The sequence below is a fragment of the Pararhodospirillum photometricum DSM 122 genome, assembly GCF_000284415.1.
GTDB lineage: Bacteria > Pseudomonadota > Alphaproteobacteria > Rhodospirillales > Rhodospirillaceae > Pararhodospirillum > Pararhodospirillum photometricum.
In genome coordinates this window covers 3838645-3856496 of sequence record NC_017059.1, presented here as the reverse complement: position 1 = coordinate 3856496, position 17852 = coordinate 3838645, and the positions used below count along the sequence as shown (strand labels likewise).

The window sequence follows — 17852 nt, the reverse complement described above, 5'->3', positions numbered from 1 at the left end:
GCCTCCCCCAGTCTTTCTTTCCGGCAAAGGCTGGGGAGGCGCGGCCTCCCCAGACCCMTCGGGTCCCGTCAGGAGATCACCCGGCGCAGCCATCCGAGCAAGGTGCCGGCCTGGGCGTCGGCCACCACCGTGTTGGCCTCCGGGTTCCTCGCCTGGGCCACGCGGTCGCGCGGCGGTTCGACCATGGCCGGGGCGGCCTGAGCCGTGACTTGCCCCGGAATCTGGCCCTTGATTTCGGTCAGACGACGTCCGGGATCAAAGCTCTCAACCACCGCCAGGATGGAATAGGTGGTCGTGCTGGCCGGCGAGGAGGAGGCGGCCGCCACTGTCGCCGGCGTTTGCGGCAAATAGGCCTGGGAGTCGGGCTGGACCACGATCTCGGGGCGAAGCAACGGGGAGTCTGGTGCTTCGGGCAGAGGAGCCCCGTCGGCCTGAGCGAGCACAACGGGGGGAGGCTCCGGCGACGTCTCGGGGCTCGGCGGGGACATGGCGGCGACCTCGGAGGGGTCCTGAACCTCGTTGCTCAGGGGGACGGCGCCCTCGTCCAGCCGGGCGAACGCCCGAGGGACGGCGCGCCGTTCGGCGGCCAGGGCATCGAAGGCGCGCAAGGCACTGCCGGCGATATCGACGACGGACAGCCCGCGCCGGGCGCCGACCGCCTGCGCCGCTTCGACCACGGAGGCAATGACCTGCTGCTCCTCGGGCGAGAGGGAGGCCAGAGCCTCGGCGATCAGGGCCTCGGACGAGGGATCGACCGACGCCGCCACCACGGAGTGGCCGTCGCTGTCGTTCCCCTCGCCGGCCCACTGCACCTCGGCGGGCGCGGGGGCGGGGGTGGGAACGTGCGGCCCGCCGAAAGCCCGCACGGCGTCCAGGCCCAAGGAGCGGGTGTCGGGCGGCTCGGGGGCCACCAGGGGAGCCGCCGCCAGCAAGATTTGCAGCATGGCGGCTTCGTCAAGGGACGGCGTGCCATCGGCCAGAAAGCGCTCGGCGGGCGAGGCCGGCTCCAGGGTTTCGGGCAGGGGCTTCTGGGCCAGAGGCTTGGGCACAAAGTTTTGCGCGACCTCGTGGCCCATGTCCTCGGGCAGCGGGGCGGCCGGCTTGAGCCCGGCCGGCAGCGGCACGGCGCGGCCGGCAACCTCGGTGGTGGCGGAACCGGCGGCGCGGGCGACACTCAGGTCTTCCAGAGGGGGGGCGGCGGGCTTGACCCCGGGCGGCAGGGGCACCGGGCCGGCGACGAGGCCGGCGGCCCCGGCAAAGCGCCGCATGGCGCCGCCGATGCCTTGTTCGACCACGGCGTAAACCTCGGCCAGGGAGCGGGGCCGCCCGTCATCGCCGCGAAAGGTGGTGGGATTGGCCCGGGCGGCGGCCGGCACCACATCGGCCGCCGAAACGTCGGGACGCTGGTCGAGGGCGCGCAGGAAATCGATGGCGCCGCCCGGCCCCAGGAAGTGGGCCAGATAGAGGTCGGTGCCGCCCACGGGCCGCCCCAGGGCCTTGGAGAGCAGGCGCCGGTTGTCGGCCGCGTACTCGGCCGCCATGGCCGCCGAGACATGGGGGTCGTGGCGCAGAGCCAGAACGCGGTTGAGGGTTTCTTGGGAGTCGGCCTGATAACCGCCGCCGGGACGCTTGGTGATGCGATCGGCCAACTCGCCCAGGCCATGCTCGGGCCCGTGGGTCTTGATCTGCTCCATCCAGGTCTGGTGGGTAAACTGGTAGAGTCCCTGGGCCGAACTGGTGGCGTTGCGGGCATCGGCCTGGAACCCACTTTCACGGCGGGCCTTGGCCAGCATGAAGGCGAAATCGACCCCGGTTTTACGGCTGGCGGCCTGGATGCTCGACAGCACCCCCCGATCGATGGAGGCACCGGCCAGTTGCACGGTACCCGCCACTTGGATCACTCGGCCCGGAACGTCGGCCATGGCGCGGGACTCCTCAAGATCGAACCAAGGGCACCGGGATACCTGGGCCGACAGCATGCCCCGACACGCGGCCCCTGGGGGCACGCCCCCTGATCAGCGGGAACGTGCACCTTAGGGCGTACCCGGAATTGGTGGAGCTTTGGTTAAGGCCTCGACGGCCCCTTGCCAAGCTCCCCCGGCCATCCTAAAGCAGGTTGCTCGCCTTTCCCAGAGAAGCTCAAAAACACGGTGTTTTTTTTCCGTGCCGTGAGCCCCGAAAAGGATGTTCTGACGTGACCCCGACCCCGGATCCTGGCCTGGTCGGTGTGGCCGAGGCCATTGGCCCCAGCCTGCCCCCTCGGCGACTCGGCGTGATCAATGCGCGCGGCCTGTGGGAACTTTACCTCAAGGAGGTGAGGCGTTTCCTCAAGGTCTATCTTCAAACCCTGGTGGCGCCGTTAGTGACCACCTTGATCTTTTTGGCCATCTTCGCCTTGTCGATGGGCACGGACCTCCCGCGCCACTCCGTGGGCTTCATGGAGTTTCTGGCTCCCGGCCTGATCATGATGGCCATGGTGCAAAACGCCTTTGCCAATACTTCCAGTTCCCTCATCATCGCCAAGGTCCAAGGCAGCATCGTCGATGTCTTGATGCCGCCGCTGAGTGCGACGGAGCTGACCTTGGGCTACACCCTGGGCGGCGTGACGCGCGGCCTTCTGGTGGGCGTGGCGGTGGCGGTGGGCATGGCCTTCTTTGTCACCCTACACGTCCACAGCTGGTTTTACATCCTTTATCATGCAGTCGGAGCGTCATTGATGCTCTCGCTGTTGGGGGTGCTGGCAGGGGTGTGGGCCGACAAATTCGACCACATGGCCTCGGTGACCAACTTCATCATCACACCCCTTTCCTTTCTCTCCGGGACGTTTTACACCATCGACGCGCTTCCCGAGGGGGCCCGGCTGGCCGCCCACCTTAATCCGTTCTTTTACATGATCGATGGATTCCGCTACGGCTTTATTGGGCACGAGCAAGCGACGCCGCTGCTCGGCCTTCTGGTGGTGGGTGCCACCGACGCGCTGTTGGGCTTGGGCTGCTGGCTGATGATCCGGCGTGGCTACAAGCTCAAGGCCTGACACCCGCCCCCCTGGTCAACGCAAGGAGGGGTCATGCCTTTCGACACCCAGCAGGCGGTCTTGGAGTTTCTGGCCCGCCCTGCGACCCACGGCCTCGCGCCGACGACACCGATCGAGGTGATCCGCACCCATATTTCGGTGGTGATCCTGGCGGGGGCGCGGGCGTTCAAGCTCAAGCGCGCGGTGGCGCTCCCTTACCTCGACCACACGACCCTCCAGGCCCGCGAGGCTTGCTGCCGACACGAAGTCGCCATCAACCGCCTGACGGCGCCCGGCCTCTATGAAGGCGTGATCGCCGTCACCCGCGACCCCAAGGGCGAGTTGGCCTTGGGAGGGACCGGCTTGGTGGTGGAGTGGCTGGTGGTCATGCACCGCTTCCCCCAAGAAGCCTTGTTCGACCATCTGGCGAGCCAGGGCCGGCTTGACCGGCATCAAATGTGCGATCTGGCCGAGGCCGTTCACGCCGCACACAACCAAGCCGAGCGAATCACAACCCGGCCGGATTGGTTGGCCCGCATCCTCGACAACAGTCTCACCTCCCTGGAAAGCCAGGCCGAGCGCCTGGGGGCGGACCGGGCGGCGGCCCTGGCGGCGGCGTTGCGCGCCGAGGCGACGGCGCGCGCCCCCCTCCTGGCCGAGCGGGCGGCGGCTGGGTTCGTGCGGCGCTGCCACGGGGATCTGCATCTGGGCAACATCGTGCTCTGGCAGGACCGCCCCACCTTGTTCGATGCCGTCGAGTTCAACGACCTGTTCGTGGAAATCGATGTTTTGTACGACTTGGCCTACCTGGTGATGGACCTGCACATCCACGCGCCGCGCCGGTTGGCCTCGATCTTGTTCAACCACTACATGGAGTTTGCCGGCGATACGGCGGGATTGGCGCTGCTGCCCCTGTTCTTGGCCCTGCGCGCCACCATTCGCGCTTTTGTGCGGGCGACCGCCGCCGCCGGCCAGACCGATCCCGCCGAAGCCCAGCGCCTGGAGACCGAGGCCCGGGACTACCTGGACCATGCCCGCGCCTTCCTCGCTCCCCAGCCGCCGCGTCTGGTGGCGGTGGGGGGGTTGTCGGGCAGCGGGAAATCCCGCCTAGCCCGCGAACTCGCGTGCTTCTTGGGCCGAGCCCCGGGCGCCCTGGTCCTGCGCACCGACGTGCTGCGCAAGCGCCTGATGGGCTTGACGCCGTATCAACCCCTGGGGCCTGAGGGCTACACCCCGGAGGTCCACGCCCGCGTGTACCAAACCCTGGAGGCCGAGGCCCGGCTGGCGCTGGCGGTCGGCCAGTCGGTGGTGCTCGACGGCGTGCACGCCAAGCCGCCCGAGCGCGCCAATGCCGAGCGCATGGCCGCCGAGGCCGGGGTGCCGTTCGATGGCCTGTGGGTCCATACCCCGGTCACGGTTGCCCTCAACCGGATCGAGACGCGGGTACGCAATCCGTCTGATGTGACGCCAAGCGTGCGGGCCAATCAGGAGGCTTTTGACTTGGGGGCGGTGACGTGGACGCGCATCGACGCGTCGGGGCCGAAGGAGGAGACGGTGGCCAAGGGGGTGCGGGCGCTGGGATTGGGATAAAATAAAGGAAGGCTGGGGAGGCGGGCCTCCCCAGACCCCACATTGATATTGGCCCTGCGCGTGAGGCATGCCCCATGAATGGAGGGGTCTGGGGAGGCCCGCCTCCCCAGCCTTCCCTTAAGATCAGCGGACGTTACACGCCTTATCAATCGCCTGAAGGGCAGCCGTCACCCCGCGCAGCGAGTAGCTATCGGTGGTCTTGGTGCCCCGGCTGGACGCGCCCTTGACGACCATCGTCGAGCCTCGACGCATTTCCTGGACGATCTTTTTGTCCATTTCGTCGTGAGCCCAGGCGGTTTCACCCTCGGTAAAGAGCTGGAAGGAGTTTTTATCAACCTCCAGCGTCACCGTGGCGCCCGACCCATAGGTATAGCCCGCGTAAACGGTGACCACAGAAAACTGGTTCTGAGCCGGCCGGTGGGTAATCAAGGCGTAAATATCGCCCCGCTTTTTGTAATTGCCTTCGTCTTTCTTGGGTTGGGAGGCGACATAACACACCTTGTGGCCGTTTTCGGTCATGGTGTAGGCCGTCCAGTCCTGGAACACCCCCAGGGTCGCCACCTGCTGGGCCTCGGCCGGCGTCGTAACGGCCAGGGCCAGGCTCAGAAGCCCCGCGGACACCCCGGGCGCGACAGTCTTGCGTGCCTGCATGACGGTTCCTGTCTCCATGGTTATCGGGTGAGGAAGGGAGGGAGGGGCCTCCTGGAAGCAGCGGAGGTCCGATCCGTCAATCCTTGGAACGCGCCTCGGCCACTTCGGCCAAGGGTGGCGGGCGCCGCCAGTGTTCCAGCCGCTCGCTCTCGGTCGTGCGGAAAAACGCGCGCCCGTGGCGATGCTCGGGTGCGGGTTCGGTGGGCCCCCCGGGACGAACCGGACGCGGTGCGAACCGCCCCAGAGTCATCAGACGATCGTACATCACCAGCGCCCCGGCAACCCCGAGATTGATGGAAAAGCGCATGGGGATTTTGATCACATGATCGCAGCGCGCCAGCATGGGGGCCGACAAACCGACCCGCTCGGCGCCGAGCACATAGACGGCCCGCGACGGGTGGCGGAAACTAGGCAGATCCACGGCGTCGTCGGTGAGTTCGATCCCGACCACCTGCGCACCCGAGGGCAGCACCAAATCCCCAACATCGGCAAAGCGGTAAAACGGCAGGGCCGAGAGGGCATCGGAGGTGTCCACCTTGGCCACCTCTTCTTGCGTGTAGCAGGCGCGCACGGTGAACACGAACGCCGCGTCGAAAGCGTGAGCGGTGCGAAAGACGTTGCCCAGATTGTAGGGCTTGCTCACGCCTTCCACACCGATGCCAAAATACCCCCGCATGCTCATGGGGAGTCAGGAGGCCGCGAACACGCGATCAAAAATGGTGTCCACGTGGCGCGTGTGCACCGAGAGATCGAACAAGGGCTCCAGCGTGGCCGCCGGCAGACGGGCGGTTACGTCGGGATCGGCCTTGAGACGCTCCAAGAGGGTCCCGCCCTGGTCCCACACCGCCATGGCATTACGCTGCACCAGCCGATAGGCGTCTTCGCGCGACACCCCGGCCTGGGTCAGGGCCAGCAGCACGCGCTGGCTGAACATCAAGCCGCCGGTCAGCGCGATGTTGCGCTCAATGGCCTTGGGGTGGACCACCAGATTGGCGATCACGTTGGTCAGGCGGGCCAAGGCGAAGTCGAGGGTGACGGTGGCATCGGGGCCGATCATGCGCTCGACCGCCGAATGGCTGATGTCGCGCTCGTGCCACAGGGCGACGTTTTCCAGGGCCGGCAGGGCGTAGGCGCGGACCATGCGGGCCAGACCGGTCAGATTTTCGGTCAGCACCGGGTTGCGCTTGTGGGGCATGGCCGAGCTGCCCTTTTGCCCCTTGGCAAAGGCCTCTTCGGCCTCGCCCACCTCGGTGCGCTGGAGATGGCGGATCTCGACGGCGACCCGCTCAATGGAGCTGGCGATCACCGCCAAGGTGGAGAAGAAGGCGGCGTGGCGATCGCGCGGGATGACCTGGGTCGAGAGCGGCTCGGGCTCCAGGCCCAGGGCGCGGGCCACATGGGCCTCAACCCGGGGGTCGATATTGGCAAAAGTGCCAACGGCCCCGGAAATGGCGCAGGTGGCGATGTCGCGCCGGGCGGCCAGCAAACGAGTCCGGGCCCGGTGGAACTCGGCATGGAAGCCGGCAAACTTGAGGCCCAAGGTCACGGGTTCGGCATGGATCCCGTGGCTACGCCCCATGCACACGGTCATCTTGTGCTCGAGAGCCCGGGCCTTGAAGGCGGCCAGCAGGCCCTCGATATCTTCCAAAAGGAGGTCGGCCGCCTGGGTCAACTGCACGGCCAAGCAGGTGTCGAGCACGTCGGAACTGGTCATACCCTGGTGCACGAAGCGGGCGTTGTCGCCCACGTGCTCGGCCAGTTCGGTAAGGAAGGCGATGACATCGTGGCGCACCTCGGCCTCAATGGCGTCAATGCGGGCGATGCGCTCTTTGGTGTAGGGCTTGTTGCCCTTCTCCCACAGAGCCCGGGCGGCGGCGACCGGAATGACCCCCAGGTCGGCCAAGGCGTCGCAGGCGTGCGCCTCGATCTCGAACCAGATCCGAAAACGGTTCTCGGGCGACCAGATGGCCGCCATGCGCTCGCGCGAATACCGGGGAATCATGACAAGGCTCCTGGAGGATAAGATAAAAGGTCAACGATGGTCAAAAAGCCCTCAAGGCAGGGGCGGGCCAAGACGAATGTGATCGGCCCAGGCGCGTTCGACCCCGGCGAGAGCGTCGTTGGCTTGAGCCAAGGTTTCATCGGTCAAATCGTAGCGCTCGAAAGTCGCGGCCATGGTGGTTTGCATGGTGCGCAGGGCCTCGCACAAGGCCAGACCCTTTTCGGTCAGTTGAACCCGGGTGGCGCGGCGGTCATGCTGGCTGCGCTCCTGGGCGATGTACCCGGCCTCGGTCAGCTTTTTGATGTTATAAGACACATTGGAGCCGTGATAATACCCGCGCTCCTTAAGATCGCGAATGACCAGGTCTTCGCTGCCGATGTTGTGCAGGAGAAGGGCCTGAACGGCATTGATGTCTTCCACGTTGAGCCGCCGCAATTCGCAGCGGATCACGTCCAGGAAGTGCCGGTGCAACCGCTCGATCAGACGCACCGTGACCTGATACTGTTCTCTCACGACGAAGGACGCTCCCGTTTTTCGTAAGCCTGCGACATTTTCCGGGTTAAGGGCCTAGAACGCAAGGCTTCTCACGGGCAAGAACGACCAGAAGGCACAAAAAAACCGCCTCCGGCCACGAGGGACCGGAGGCGGCGGGCGGTCGGACGGAAATCGTTAATCTTTCTTAACGAGATCCTTGAAGGGGAGCTGCTGCTTGGCCACCAGATCGCGGGCCTCGTCGAGAATCTGGCCGACCCGACTGTTCAGAACATCGGCCACCTCGGTGTTCGACTTGGCCATCATCTCCATCAGCTCGCGCAGGTTGGAGACCGTCTTTTCGAAGGCCTCCTTGGTCAGCTCGGTCTGGCGACTCAGCTTGTCCTGGGGCGTCTCGGCCTTGACGATGTCCTGCGCCGCCTGGGAGGCCTCCTCCACCAATTGGCGCAGAATTTCGGCCTGACGCTTCATCACGGCCTGCATGCCGTCGAGCGCCGTCTTGTTGACCTGGGTCAAGGCCTCCAGATTCCGGCGCTGGCTCGACACCAGGGCTTCCATGTCCAGGCCGGGCACCTTCAGGTCGCCCAGATACTTGGAAAAGTCGAAATCGAACATAAAATCGGGCTGGTTGGCCATGAGGACGCTCTCCTGAGGGGCCGGACCCCGAAGAACACGGCGGCTTGGTCCGGGGGGGGGCATGCGACGTCCACGACCTTATGGTGCACTCCCCCCCAAGTCAACGCGGTATTTATTGCACCGCAAAAATTCTCCTTGCGGACTCACACTCCCTCGGGTGCCGCGGCCAAGTCTGTGGACTTTCCCCGGCAACACGCCCCGCCCGAGCGAGCAAACAAGGACCCGGCCAGGGCATCGGCCCGGTCCAGCGCCTTGTCCAGGGCGGCCATGGTGCGGGCCATGTCAGGGCTGTCATCGTCAAGCCAGACCCTGACCCCATGGCTGTAGATCAACACCAAGCCCTTGACCTTGAGATGGCCGGCCGGCCCGCTGGCCCCCACGCCGGCGGCTTCCAGGGTCAGGGCCATGGAGCGCGACACGCCCATCGCCACCGCGCCGGCCATCCAGGGATCGAAGCCAAAGGTCGGCAGCAAGGCGCGCAGGGCCTCCTTATCGGGGGCCAGGGCATCAAGGCGTCGCATCAACAGATCAAAAAGGCGATCGCGCACGCTCTCGCGCTCGTCCAGCGTCACGCCCTGGGCGAGAACCGCGCGGTCAATCGCCCGCCCCCAGGCCCACAACACGTGGGCCCGCGTTGGATACTGGCGCAACACCTCGGCCAAAGACACGCCGGCGTCGGCCGCAATGGCGGACAGACTAGCGCGGGTCCAGCCCTGGAGCGCTGCGCCCCGCAGCGCGGCCTTCAACAGAGTGTCGTCGCAAGGGGTGTCCTCGGTGGTCATGCCTCGTCTCCTGCTCCACGAAACCCGAGACCCCCCATATGGGGGACGCACGTGCCCAAGAAAAGCCCCGTGTCAACGGCGAGAAGAGGGGGGAGGCCTCAGGCGTGGCCGGCGCTATCGGACAGCAAGTGGGGGTCAATCCCCAGGCGGCGCATGGCCTCGGTGTATTTTTCTTCCAAGGCAACGTCGAACAGCAAGGCCCCATCGGCCGGCACCGTCAGCCAAACGTTTTCCCGCAGCTCCTTATCAAGCTGTCCCGGGCTCCATCCCGCATAGCCCAGCGCCATCAAGACCTGACGAGGCCCCTCGCCTGCCGCGATGGCCCGCAGAACATCGAGAGTCGCGGTGAGCGCCACACCGTCGTTGACCATCAAGGTCCCCTCGTTATGATAGTCGCGGGTGTGAAGAACAAACCCGCGCCCCATGTCCACAGGCCCCCCAAACTGTACCCGGATCGTCTCGCACAGCGGGGTGGGCGCGATCCCGAGTTGGTCCACAATGTCGGGGAAAGAGATATCATCCAACCCCCGATTGACGACCAACCCCATCGCCCCTTCAGCCGAGTGGGTGCACAGGTAAATCACCGTGCCTTCAAACCGTGGATCGCCCATGGCAGGCATTGCCACGAGGCAGTGGCCGGTCAGGTATCCCGTGTGTGTTTGGACCTTGTTCGACATGTCTGCTAGATAGGCGTTTTGGGCGACGACGGCAACAGGGTCGTCGCGTGTCTCTTACCGGAAGAGGCAAGGCCATGGGGGGCAGGAGGGGCCTGGGAAGCCCCCACCTCTCCAGCTTGTCTTTTTGTTTCCCTTTGCCGGCCGGAATGCACCGCTTGGACTGGCTCGGTCACAAACGTGAGGATCTGTGGATGGCACGCGCGCGCAGGGGGCTCGGCCTCCTTCTCATGACCCTGGTCAGCAGCCTTCTCCTAGGCGCCGTGGCCGCCGCCCAGTCCCCCGCCGACCTTGGGGCGAGCCCGTGGGTCGAGCGTCCGCAAGCCCGCCTGCGCCTGATCAGCGCCACGACCGCCGTGGGCCAGGCCTCGACCTTGCTGCTGGGCCTTGAAATCGTGCAGAAATCTCCCTGGAAGATCTACTGGCGCAGCCCCGGCGATGCCGGGACCCCCCCGGTCCTCGACTGGCGAGGCTCGGTCAATCTGGCCCGTGCCGAGGTGGCGTGGCCCGTGCCCCAGCGCTTCACGGTGTCGTCGATCGAGACGGTGGGCTACGCCGGCACGGTGGTTTTTCCCCTGCACCTTCGCCCCGAAACCCCGGGCGCCCCGGTGGTCTTGGCCCTAGCCCTTGAGTATCTGACCTGCGCCGAGATCTGCGTGCCGGAGCGGGCGTCGTTTTCCCTGCTGCTGCCCCCAGGCCCCGCCACCCCCTCGGCCCATGCCCAAACCCTGGCTCAAGCCCTGGCCTTGGTCCCCAGCCCCCAGGTGTACCCAGTGGCCTAAGCGTCACCCAAGCCGGCGTCGAGCCCGATGGCACCGTGCGCGTGAGCATCACCGCCGATCCTCCCGTGGAGGCCCCCGACCTGTTCTTGGAACCCCCGGCGGGTCTGTCGTTCGCCCGACCCGAGGTCCGGCTGGAAGAGGGCGGTCGCCGAGCTATCTTGCGCGCCCGGCCCAGCGCCGGCCACGTCCCGAGCCACGGCAGCCTGGGCGCCCTGGTCGCCGATGGATCCCGAGGTGTCGAACTGAGCGTGGACACCAGCGTGCGCCTTGCCCCGCCAAGCGGCCTGCCCTTCGCCGGCACCGTGCCGCTGTGGGCCTCCATGGCCCTGCTGGCGTGGCTGGGCGGGCTGATCTTGAACCTCATGCCCTGCGTTTTGCCGGTGCTGTCCCTCAAGGTACTGGGGGTGCTGGGCCACGCCGGCGGCACGGGACAAGGCGCCCGCCTGTCGTTTCTGGCATCGAGCGCCGGTATTCTGACCAGCTTCCTGGTCCTAGCCGGAGCCGCCATCGGCCTGAAGGCGGCGGGGGCGGTGGTGGGCTGGGGTATTCAGTTCCAGCAGCCCGTATTTTTGGCGGCCATGGCGGCGATCCTGACCCTGTTTGCCGCCAATCTGTGGAGCGTGTTCGAGATTCCCCTGCCCGGCGTTCTGGCGTCGCTGGGCGGGCGCACCGGCCAGGGCAGCCCGGCCGGCGCCTTTGCCACCGGCGCCTTTGCCACCGTGCTGGCCACCCCGTGTTCGGCGCCGTTCCTGGGGACGGCGGTGGGGTTTGCGCTGTCGGGCGGGCCTTGGGAAACCCTGGGGGTTTTTGCCCTCCTGGGCCTGGGCATGGCCACGCCTTACCTGCTGCTGGCGGCGTGGCCCGGCTTTGTCCGCTTTTTGCCCCGCCCCGGCCGCTGGATGCTGCGGCTCAAGGCCTTCTTGGGGCTGGCGCTGGCCGGCACGGCGGCGTGGCTACTCCAGGTCTTAAGCGCCCAAACCAGCCCCAGCCTCGCGATGGCGGTGGCGGGCGTGCTGGGGCTGGTCCTGGCCCTTTTGCTGGCGGGAACGCGCTGGCCGGCCTTCAAGCGAGCGGCGTTGGGGCTGGCCGTGGGGGTGGGGCTGGCGGCGCCGGCCTTGCCCCTGATCCTCACGACGGATCCGCCCTCGACGCCCCGGGCCGACGGCCTGTGGCGCCCCTGGAGCCCCGAGGCGGTGAACGCCCTGGTGGCCGAGGGCAAGGTCGTGCTGGTGGACGTGACCGCCCAGTGGTGCACCACCTGCCAAGTCAACAAGATCGGCGTCCTCGATCGCGGCCGCGTGGCGGCGGCCCTGACCGAGGGCCGGCTGATCGGGCTGGTCGCCGACTGGACCCGCCCCGACCCGGCCATCGCGGCTTATCTTGCCTCGTTCGGGCGCTACGGCATTCCCTTTGCCGCCGTTTATGGACCCGGCGCCCCCCAGGGCATCCCCTTGCCTGATCTCTTAAGCGAACAGGCGGTTCTCGACGCCATGGAACGGGCCGTGCGTTAAGGAAAGGCTGGGGAGGCACGGCCTCCCCAAACCCCTCGGTCTGTTGGGTATGGGTGTTCTAGACTCTCGACAGCCTTTGACCTACATTAAGAGGGTGCAGAAAGCACCGTGTCAGGACCTGGAACAAAGGAACATCCCATGCTCACGGGCCCCGCTTTTCTCCCGTGCCTCCTGATCGTGGGAGCTGCCTTGGCTTCCCTCACGGCCTGCGCCCCTGTTCCCACGGCCATCGCCATGTTCCCCCCAGCCCTGGTGGCCACCGATTCCGCCAGCATGTCGCTCACCGGCAAGACCCCCATTGACGGGATCTATTCCTTCTTTAGCGGTCGCGACTGCTCGACCTTGCGTGCCATGGATGGCGACTTCTATTGCCGCGAGGTTCTCCCGGACAACACGACGGTCGAAACCAAGCTGTACTGCTATCGCTCCTTGGCCGACATCGAGTGCTACGCCACCCCCCAGCCCTACCGCCAAAACCGCTTGGTCGCCCCGCCCAACCAGCCCGTTGGCGCCCGTACCCTCTCGATGGAACGCTAACGCCTCAGGCCACCGCATACGGATCGGCCCGGCTCTGGCGCTCGTCGGCCTGCACCCGCCGGCCAATCGGCGGAAAGGCCCGCTGTGGGCAACCGCTGCGCTCGCACACTTTGCAGCCGGCGCCGATCGGGGTAGCCGCTTCGGGGTCGGCCAGATCAAGGCCGCGGGCATAGACCAGCCGGGGCGCATGGCGCAGGTCGCAGCCCAAGCCAATGGCAAAGGTTTTTTCCAAGGCGCCAAAACCGCCGTGGCGATGGGTGATGGTGCGCGCCACCCACAGATAGCCCCGGCCATCGGGCATGCGCGCCACCTGGGTTAAGGTTCGGCCGGGCGTGGCAAAGGCTTCGTAGACCACCCACAACGGACACGAGCCGCCCACGCGGGAAAAGTGAAAGTCGGTGGCCGACTGACGCTTCGACATATTGCCGGCCCGGTCCACCCGCACAAAAAAGAAGGGAACCCCCCGTGCCCCCGGGCGCTGCAAGGTGGAGAGGCGATGACACACCGTCTCGAAGCCCACGCCAAACGTTTCGCCCAACACCTCAATGTCGTAGCGGCAGGCCTCGGCGGCCGCCAGAAACGGGCCATACGGCAGCACCACCGCTCCAGCAAAGTAGGCCGCCAAGCCAATGCGCGCTAAGGCTCGGGCATCGGGCGGCGCCAAGCCGGGTTCGGCGGTCAGGCGGGTGAGCAAGGAATCATGGGCGAGAAAGGCGAGCTGGGTCGCCATCTGAAACATCCGCTGGCCCGCGCCGAGGCGCCGCGACAAGGCAAGGTCGCGCCGCTCGGGATCGTAGTGCCGGGTCACGCCCGGTCCCAGTTCCGCCTCGCCCAGCAGGCGGGTCGTCACCCCATGCTCGGTACGCAACAGCCGCTCCAAACCGCCCTCGCGGTCCTCAAGCGTGAGAACGCCGCTGGCGTAGAGGGCTTCGGCGGCCTCGTCGAGGGCCGGAATGTGGTTGTGGTGCTGGTAAAAAAAATCCCGCACCTGCTCATGCGGCAAGGCGGAAGGGGCGGCTCCATCGAGCGGTGTCCCCAGACTGAGGGCCAGGGCCTCCAGCCGCTCGGCCTGGGCCCGCACCCGCTGATGCAAGGTGACCACGGCCCGCCCGACCAGTGGCATGGAAGATACCAAGTCCTTCAGCTCGCTGAGGGAAACGCCGTCGCCAACCCCCGATTCGCCCAAGGCCTCCCGCAGGTCGGCCAGCAGGCGGCCTTCGTCTTCCTCGGAGAACATCTGGACATCGATGCCAAACACCGACGACAAGCGGACCAGGACCGCCACCGTCAAGGGCCTTTGGTTACGCTCCAGTTGATTGAGGTAGCTCGGCGAGAGATCCAGTTTGCGCGCCAGGGCGGCTTGGGTCAGCCCCCGGTCTTCGCGCAAGCGCTTCAGACGCGCGCCCATGTAGGCCTTGCTCATGTCCTGATCCTTCGCTCGCTTCGCACGATACCTGCGCCTCTCGCCGAGAGAGACCGGCAGCGGCCGGCCGAGGCGAGGAGGCGGGCCGACAATGCCATGGCAAAGTTGCGGGCGGCAAGGGTCTAAGCTACCTGGGCGGGCTTTGCAGGATTTGCAAAATTTTGAGTTAGGACTGGCTGGGCTTCACAGAACGAGAAAGCTGGGGAGGCGGGCCTCCCCAGACCCCTCGAAAGGCTAGCGCAAGGCGGCTCGACGCGCGCCCAGGGCGGCCCCCAGTTCGACGACAAGGATCGAGGCCAAGATCAGGGCCGCGCCCACGCCCTGGACCATGGACAGGCGCTCGCCCAGGACCACCGCCCCCGACAACGCGGCAAAAACGGTTTCGGTGGACATGATCAAGGCGGCGGCCGCGGCCGGCGTGTGGCGCTGGGCCACGACCTGGAGGGTATAGGCCACCCCCACCGACAGCACGCCAGCATAGAGGATCTCGCCCCAGGCGCCGGCGATCACCGGCCAGCTCGGCGTCTCGACCAGAAAAGCCCCGATCAAACTCAAGACACCGCAGGCCAGAAACTGCACCAAGGCCAAGGTTACGGGGCGGCGGGAGCGCACCACCAAGATCCCCACGCTCATGACGTGCATCGCCCAGAACAGGGCCGAAAGCATAACCCACAGATCGCCGGTGTTGAGCGAAGCCCCCGCCAAGCCGCCGGTCAGGAACCACGTCCCCGCCACGCAGCCCAAAGCCCCCACCCACACGGTGCGCCGCACCGGTTGGCGAAAGACCGCAAGGGCGATCACCGGGACCAGGGGCACGTAAAGCGCGGTCAGGAAGCCGGCGTTGGTGACCGAGGTTTGCAAGATGCCCACCTGCTGGGTCATCGAGGCCACGAACAGCAAAGCGCCAAGCAGGGCGAACACCCCCAAGGTCGCTGTCGGCATCGGGGTCCCTCCCCCGCTTTGGCGCTCGCGCAGGGCAAAGGGCAAGACCACCAAGGCGCCCAGCAAGAAACGCAAACCGGTGAAGGTCAGGGGGCCCAGGGCGGGACCGCTCGTGGTCTCAAACGCGGTCTTCTGGGCCACGAAGGTGGTGCCCCAGATGAAGGCCACCAGCAGCAAGATCAGGCTGGCCCGCACCCGGGACAGGGAGGACGTGTCGGTCATGGGGGATCCTGTCAAAAGAAGACTCTCTCCAGAGTCGTGCCTCCCCAAACACGAAACCGCCGGCCCTGGGGAGGGCCGACGGTCGGCGGCGGGAAAGCACAAAGCCCGGGTCAGGCGGCCTGGGTCGCCTGCGACTGGGACAGCAGGGTATAGAGGGCCTCGGCGCTGTTGGCCCCGCGCAGTTTTTCGCACGTGGCACGGTCACGCAGCAGGCGCGACACGCGGGCCAGGGCCTTCAGGTGGTCGGCCCCGGCCGACTCCGGGGCGAGCAGCAGGAAAATCAGGTCCACCGGCTGATCATCGATCGAGTCGAAATCGATGGGCTCGACCAGCCGGGCGAACAGGCCATGCAGCCCGGTCAGGGTGGGCAGCTTGCCGTGAGGAATGGCGATGCCATTGCCCACACCGGTGGTGCCCAGGCGCTCGCGTTCCAGAAGAACGTCGAAGATGGCCCGTTCGTGCTGCTCGGTCAGCTCGGCCGCACGCTTGGCCAGCTCTTGAAGCGCTTGCTTCTTGCTGCTGACCCTCAGGGCGGGGAGAATACTGTCCGGCGTGATGAGGTTGTTGATTTCCATGCGGTTTCCTCTTGCGACCCGGATCCCGGCCCCAGGGTCCTCCTTGTCCGCCCTGACGCGCCCGTCCGGGCTGCGCACGGAGATCAAACGGAAGGGCCCGGAAAAGCCGGGGGAATCGCTTTCCCTCAAGCGGCGCCGACGGGCGGCTCCGGATCGGGGATCCGGGCCGGCGCCATGTCCGGCTGTGCGAGGAGATGGTGTCGAGACTGTGAAATTCCAGGCTTAGGAAAAGCGAACATAGCCTCCTCCCGGCGCTGGATACGGTTCAGCCCCATGGCATGCGACCGAGCCGCCGCGGCTCGTCGTCGCAGAAATGGGACCTTAAGGGCCGTATGCGGGTCTGTCAAGACGCAATAGTTTAATGCAACCGCGTCGCAACAATCAGCAGAGGCCCTCGCCGGTCYTTTTTTTGCAGGTGCGTAAAAGAGACCAAGTTAGGGTATCAAGTTATTTTTGCTGCCTTTTTGCGCAGAACAGGTCTGTCCCCCTGCCCTCTTGAGCTTTTTCCTAGAACGACAAGGCCATTTTTTCACGCCGTCGCTGCACCGACGACGGAATGCGCAGACTTTCGCGATATTTGGCGATGGTGCGCCGCGCGATATCAATCCCTTCGCCCTTCAAGATCTCGACGATGCGATCGTCGGACAACACGGCATTGGGCGCCTCGGTATCGATCAGGGTCTTGATGCGATGGCGCACCGCCTCGGCCGAATGGGCCTCCCCCCCCGCCCCGGCCCCGACGGCCTGGGTGAAGAAGTATTTAAGCTCGAAAATCCCTCGGGGGCTGGCCAGGGTCTTGTTGCTGGTCACCCGCGACACCGTACTTTCGTGCATGTCGATCGCCTCGGCGATGTCGCGCAAGATCAGCGGCTTCAACGAGCGAATCCCGTGGGCAAAAAAGGCGTCTTGCTGGCGGACAATTTCGACGGCCACCTTCAAGATGGTATTGGCCCGTTGATCCAACGCCTTGGCCAACCAGTTCGCCGAGGCCAGATTCTCGGCCAAAAAGGTTTTCACCTCGCGCCCGCCGCCCCGGGCCAGCCGGGCATGGTAGCGGTTGTTGACCAGAACCCGGGGCAAGGTCTCGGCATTCAATTCGACCAGCCAGCCCCCGGTGGGATCGGGCCGCATGAGCACATCGGGCACCACGGTCTGCACGGGGCTGGAATCGAAGCGCAGGGCCGGCTTGGGATCAAGCGCCCTGATCTCGGCGATCATCTCGACCAGATCCTCGGCATCCACCCCGCACACGGCGCGCAACCCAGCCAGATCGCGCTTGGCCAGAAGCTCCAGGTGATCCAGCAGGGCCTGCATGGCCGGGTCCAGCCGGTTGCGATCGGCCAGTTGTAAAGCGAGGCATTCGCGCAAGGAGCGGGCGAACAGCCCCGGGGGATCCATGGCCTGCAAGCGGCCCAACACGCGCTCGACCTCGGCCTCGGGACACCCCAACATCTCGGCGACCTCGGCACACGATCCGGCGAGATAGCCGGCGTCGTCGAGCAGCCCCAACAAATGCTGGGCGATGAGCCGGTCTTGCAGTCCCGAGAGATCCACGGCGATCTGGGCTTCAATATGATCGCGCAAGGAGGGGGCATCGGCCAGCAGGCGCTCCAGACTGTCCTCGCCGTCACCGAGCGGGGCCCCGCCCGAACCCCAGGTCGATCCCGCGTCGAAGCCTGCGCCGTCGTCGGCCGCCTCCCACGAGGGGGCCGGCCCATCCTCGTCGCGCGCGGTGTTGAAATCCTGATCCAGGGGGGCTTCGTCGGGCGCGCCCTGGGGCACGTCGAGCACCCGGGTGTCGATGCTGTCGAGGCGCTCCTCCCCTCGCTCAATCACCTGGGGCGCCACTGGAGGGTCGTCGCGCTCAAGGAGCGGATTGCGCTCCAGTTCCTGCTCGACATACGCCGCCAGATCGAGATTCGACAGTTGCAGCAGCTTGATCGCCTGTTGCAACTGCGGTGTCATGACCAGCGACTGCGACTGCCGCAGGTCGAGGCGGGGRGACATCACCATATGGTTG

At 66.4% G+C, this 17852-nt stretch carries 17 protein-coding genes; 5 read left to right on the top strand and 12 right to left on the bottom strand.

All coding sequences use genetic code 11. The features are described from left to right. Positions 1-68: 68 nt before the first annotated feature. A complete protein-coding gene (locus tag RSPPHO_RS18260) occupies positions 69-1922 on the bottom strand; it encodes a transglycosylase SLT domain-containing protein (protein ID WP_051013977.1) in 1854 nt (617 codons plus the stop codon). A 272-nt stretch (positions 1923-2194) separates the two neighbouring features. Between RSPPHO_RS18260 and RSPPHO_RS17165 the strand changes: the two genes are divergently transcribed. Further along, a complete protein-coding gene (locus RSPPHO_RS17165) occupies positions 2195-3034 on the top strand; it encodes an ABC transporter permease (RefSeq protein ID WP_422610578.1) in 840 nt (279 codons plus the stop codon). A gap of 33 nt (positions 3035-3067) precedes the next feature. After that, positions 3068-4603, top strand: coding sequence for a bifunctional aminoglycoside phosphotransferase/ATP-binding protein (locus RSPPHO_RS17160; protein WP_014416461.1), 1536 nt, complete (start codon positions 3068-3070; stop codon positions 4601-4603). Positions 4604-4726: 123 nt separating this feature from the next. Here the strand turns inward: RSPPHO_RS17160 and RSPPHO_RS17155 are convergent, their stop codons facing one another. The 7 genes from RSPPHO_RS17155 to RSPPHO_RS17125 form a co-directional block, all read right to left on the bottom strand. Next, on the bottom strand, positions 4727-5254 hold the full coding sequence (locus RSPPHO_RS17155; protein ID WP_041796144.1) for an invasion associated locus B family protein: 528 nt from the start codon (positions 5252-5254) through the stop codon (positions 4727-4729). A 76-nt stretch (positions 5255-5330) separates the two neighbouring features. Further along, positions 5331-5930, bottom strand: coding sequence for an RNA methyltransferase (locus RSPPHO_RS17150; RefSeq protein WP_157879400.1), 600 nt, complete (start codon positions 5928-5930; stop codon positions 5331-5333). 12 nt (positions 5931-5942) lie between these two features. Next, positions 5943-7256, bottom strand: coding sequence for an adenylosuccinate lyase (purB, locus tag RSPPHO_RS17145; protein WP_014416457.1), 1314 nt, complete (start codon positions 7254-7256; stop codon positions 5943-5945). Positions 7257-7307: 51 nt separating this feature from the next. Beyond that, positions 7308-7769 carry a MarR family winged helix-turn-helix transcriptional regulator gene (locus RSPPHO_RS17140; RefSeq protein ID WP_014416456.1) on the bottom strand — a complete coding sequence of 154 codons (462 nt, stop codon included), beginning with the start codon at positions 7767-7769 and terminating at the stop codon, positions 7308-7310. Positions 7770-7925: 156 nt separating this feature from the next. Then, positions 7926-8384, bottom strand: a complete 459-nt coding sequence (locus tag RSPPHO_RS17135) for a phasin family protein (RefSeq protein WP_041796142.1) — start codon at positions 8382-8384, stop codon at positions 7926-7928. Between the two features lie 143 nt (positions 8385-8527). Continuing rightward, positions 8528-9166, bottom strand: a complete 639-nt coding sequence (locus RSPPHO_RS17130; protein ID WP_157879296.1) for a hypothetical protein — start codon at positions 9164-9166, stop codon at positions 8528-8530. 98 nt (positions 9167-9264) lie between these two features. Beyond that, on the bottom strand, positions 9265-9843 hold the full coding sequence (locus tag RSPPHO_RS17125) for a YqgE/AlgH family protein (protein WP_014416453.1): 579 nt from the start codon (positions 9841-9843) through the stop codon (positions 9265-9267). 191 nt (positions 9844-10034) lie between these two features. On the opposite strand from RSPPHO_RS17125, the gene RSPPHO_RS21405 reads away from it, so the two are divergent. The 3 genes from RSPPHO_RS21405 (at position 10035) to RSPPHO_RS17115 (ending at position 12670) form a co-directional block, all read left to right on the top strand. Then, entirely contained in the window at positions 10035-10622 is a 588-nt protein-coding gene (locus RSPPHO_RS21405; RefSeq protein WP_242390538.1) for a protein-disulfide reductase DsbD domain-containing protein, read from the top strand. A gap of 41 nt (positions 10623-10663) precedes the next feature. Further along, positions 10664-12133 carry a protein-disulfide reductase DsbD family protein gene (locus RSPPHO_RS17120; protein ID WP_242390537.1) on the top strand — a complete coding sequence of 490 codons (1470 nt, stop codon included), beginning with the start codon at positions 10664-10666 and terminating at the stop codon, positions 12131-12133. Between the two features lie 138 nt (positions 12134-12271). After that, positions 12272-12670 (top strand): hypothetical protein, encoded by a 399-nt coding sequence (locus tag RSPPHO_RS17115; protein ID WP_242390536.1) that lies wholly within the window; start codon positions 12272-12274, stop codon positions 12668-12670. A 4-nt stretch (positions 12671-12674) separates the two neighbouring features. Here the strand turns inward: RSPPHO_RS17115 and RSPPHO_RS17110 are convergent, their stop codons facing one another. The 4 genes from RSPPHO_RS17110 to rpoN form a co-directional block, all read right to left on the bottom strand. Beyond that, positions 12675-14093: a short-chain fatty acyl-CoA regulator family protein gene (locus RSPPHO_RS17110; protein WP_014416449.1), complete on the bottom strand. Its 1419-nt coding sequence runs from the start codon at positions 14091-14093 to the stop codon at positions 12675-12677. A 234-nt stretch (positions 14094-14327) separates the two neighbouring features. After that, entirely contained in the window at positions 14328-15257 is a 930-nt protein-coding gene (locus RSPPHO_RS17105) for a DMT family transporter (protein WP_041796140.1), read from the bottom strand. Positions 15258-15367: 110 nt separating this feature from the next. Next, entirely contained in the window at positions 15368-15832 is a 465-nt protein-coding gene (gene ptsN / locus RSPPHO_RS17100; RefSeq protein WP_041796138.1) for a PTS IIA-like nitrogen regulatory protein PtsN, read from the bottom strand. Positions 15833-16339: 507 nt separating this feature from the next. Continuing rightward, positions 16340-17845 carry an RNA polymerase factor sigma-54 gene (gene rpoN, locus RSPPHO_RS17095; RefSeq protein WP_014416446.1) on the bottom strand — a complete coding sequence of 502 codons (1506 nt, stop codon included), beginning with the start codon at positions 17843-17845 and terminating at the stop codon, positions 16340-16342. Between the last annotated feature and the right edge of the window lie 7 nt (positions 17846-17852).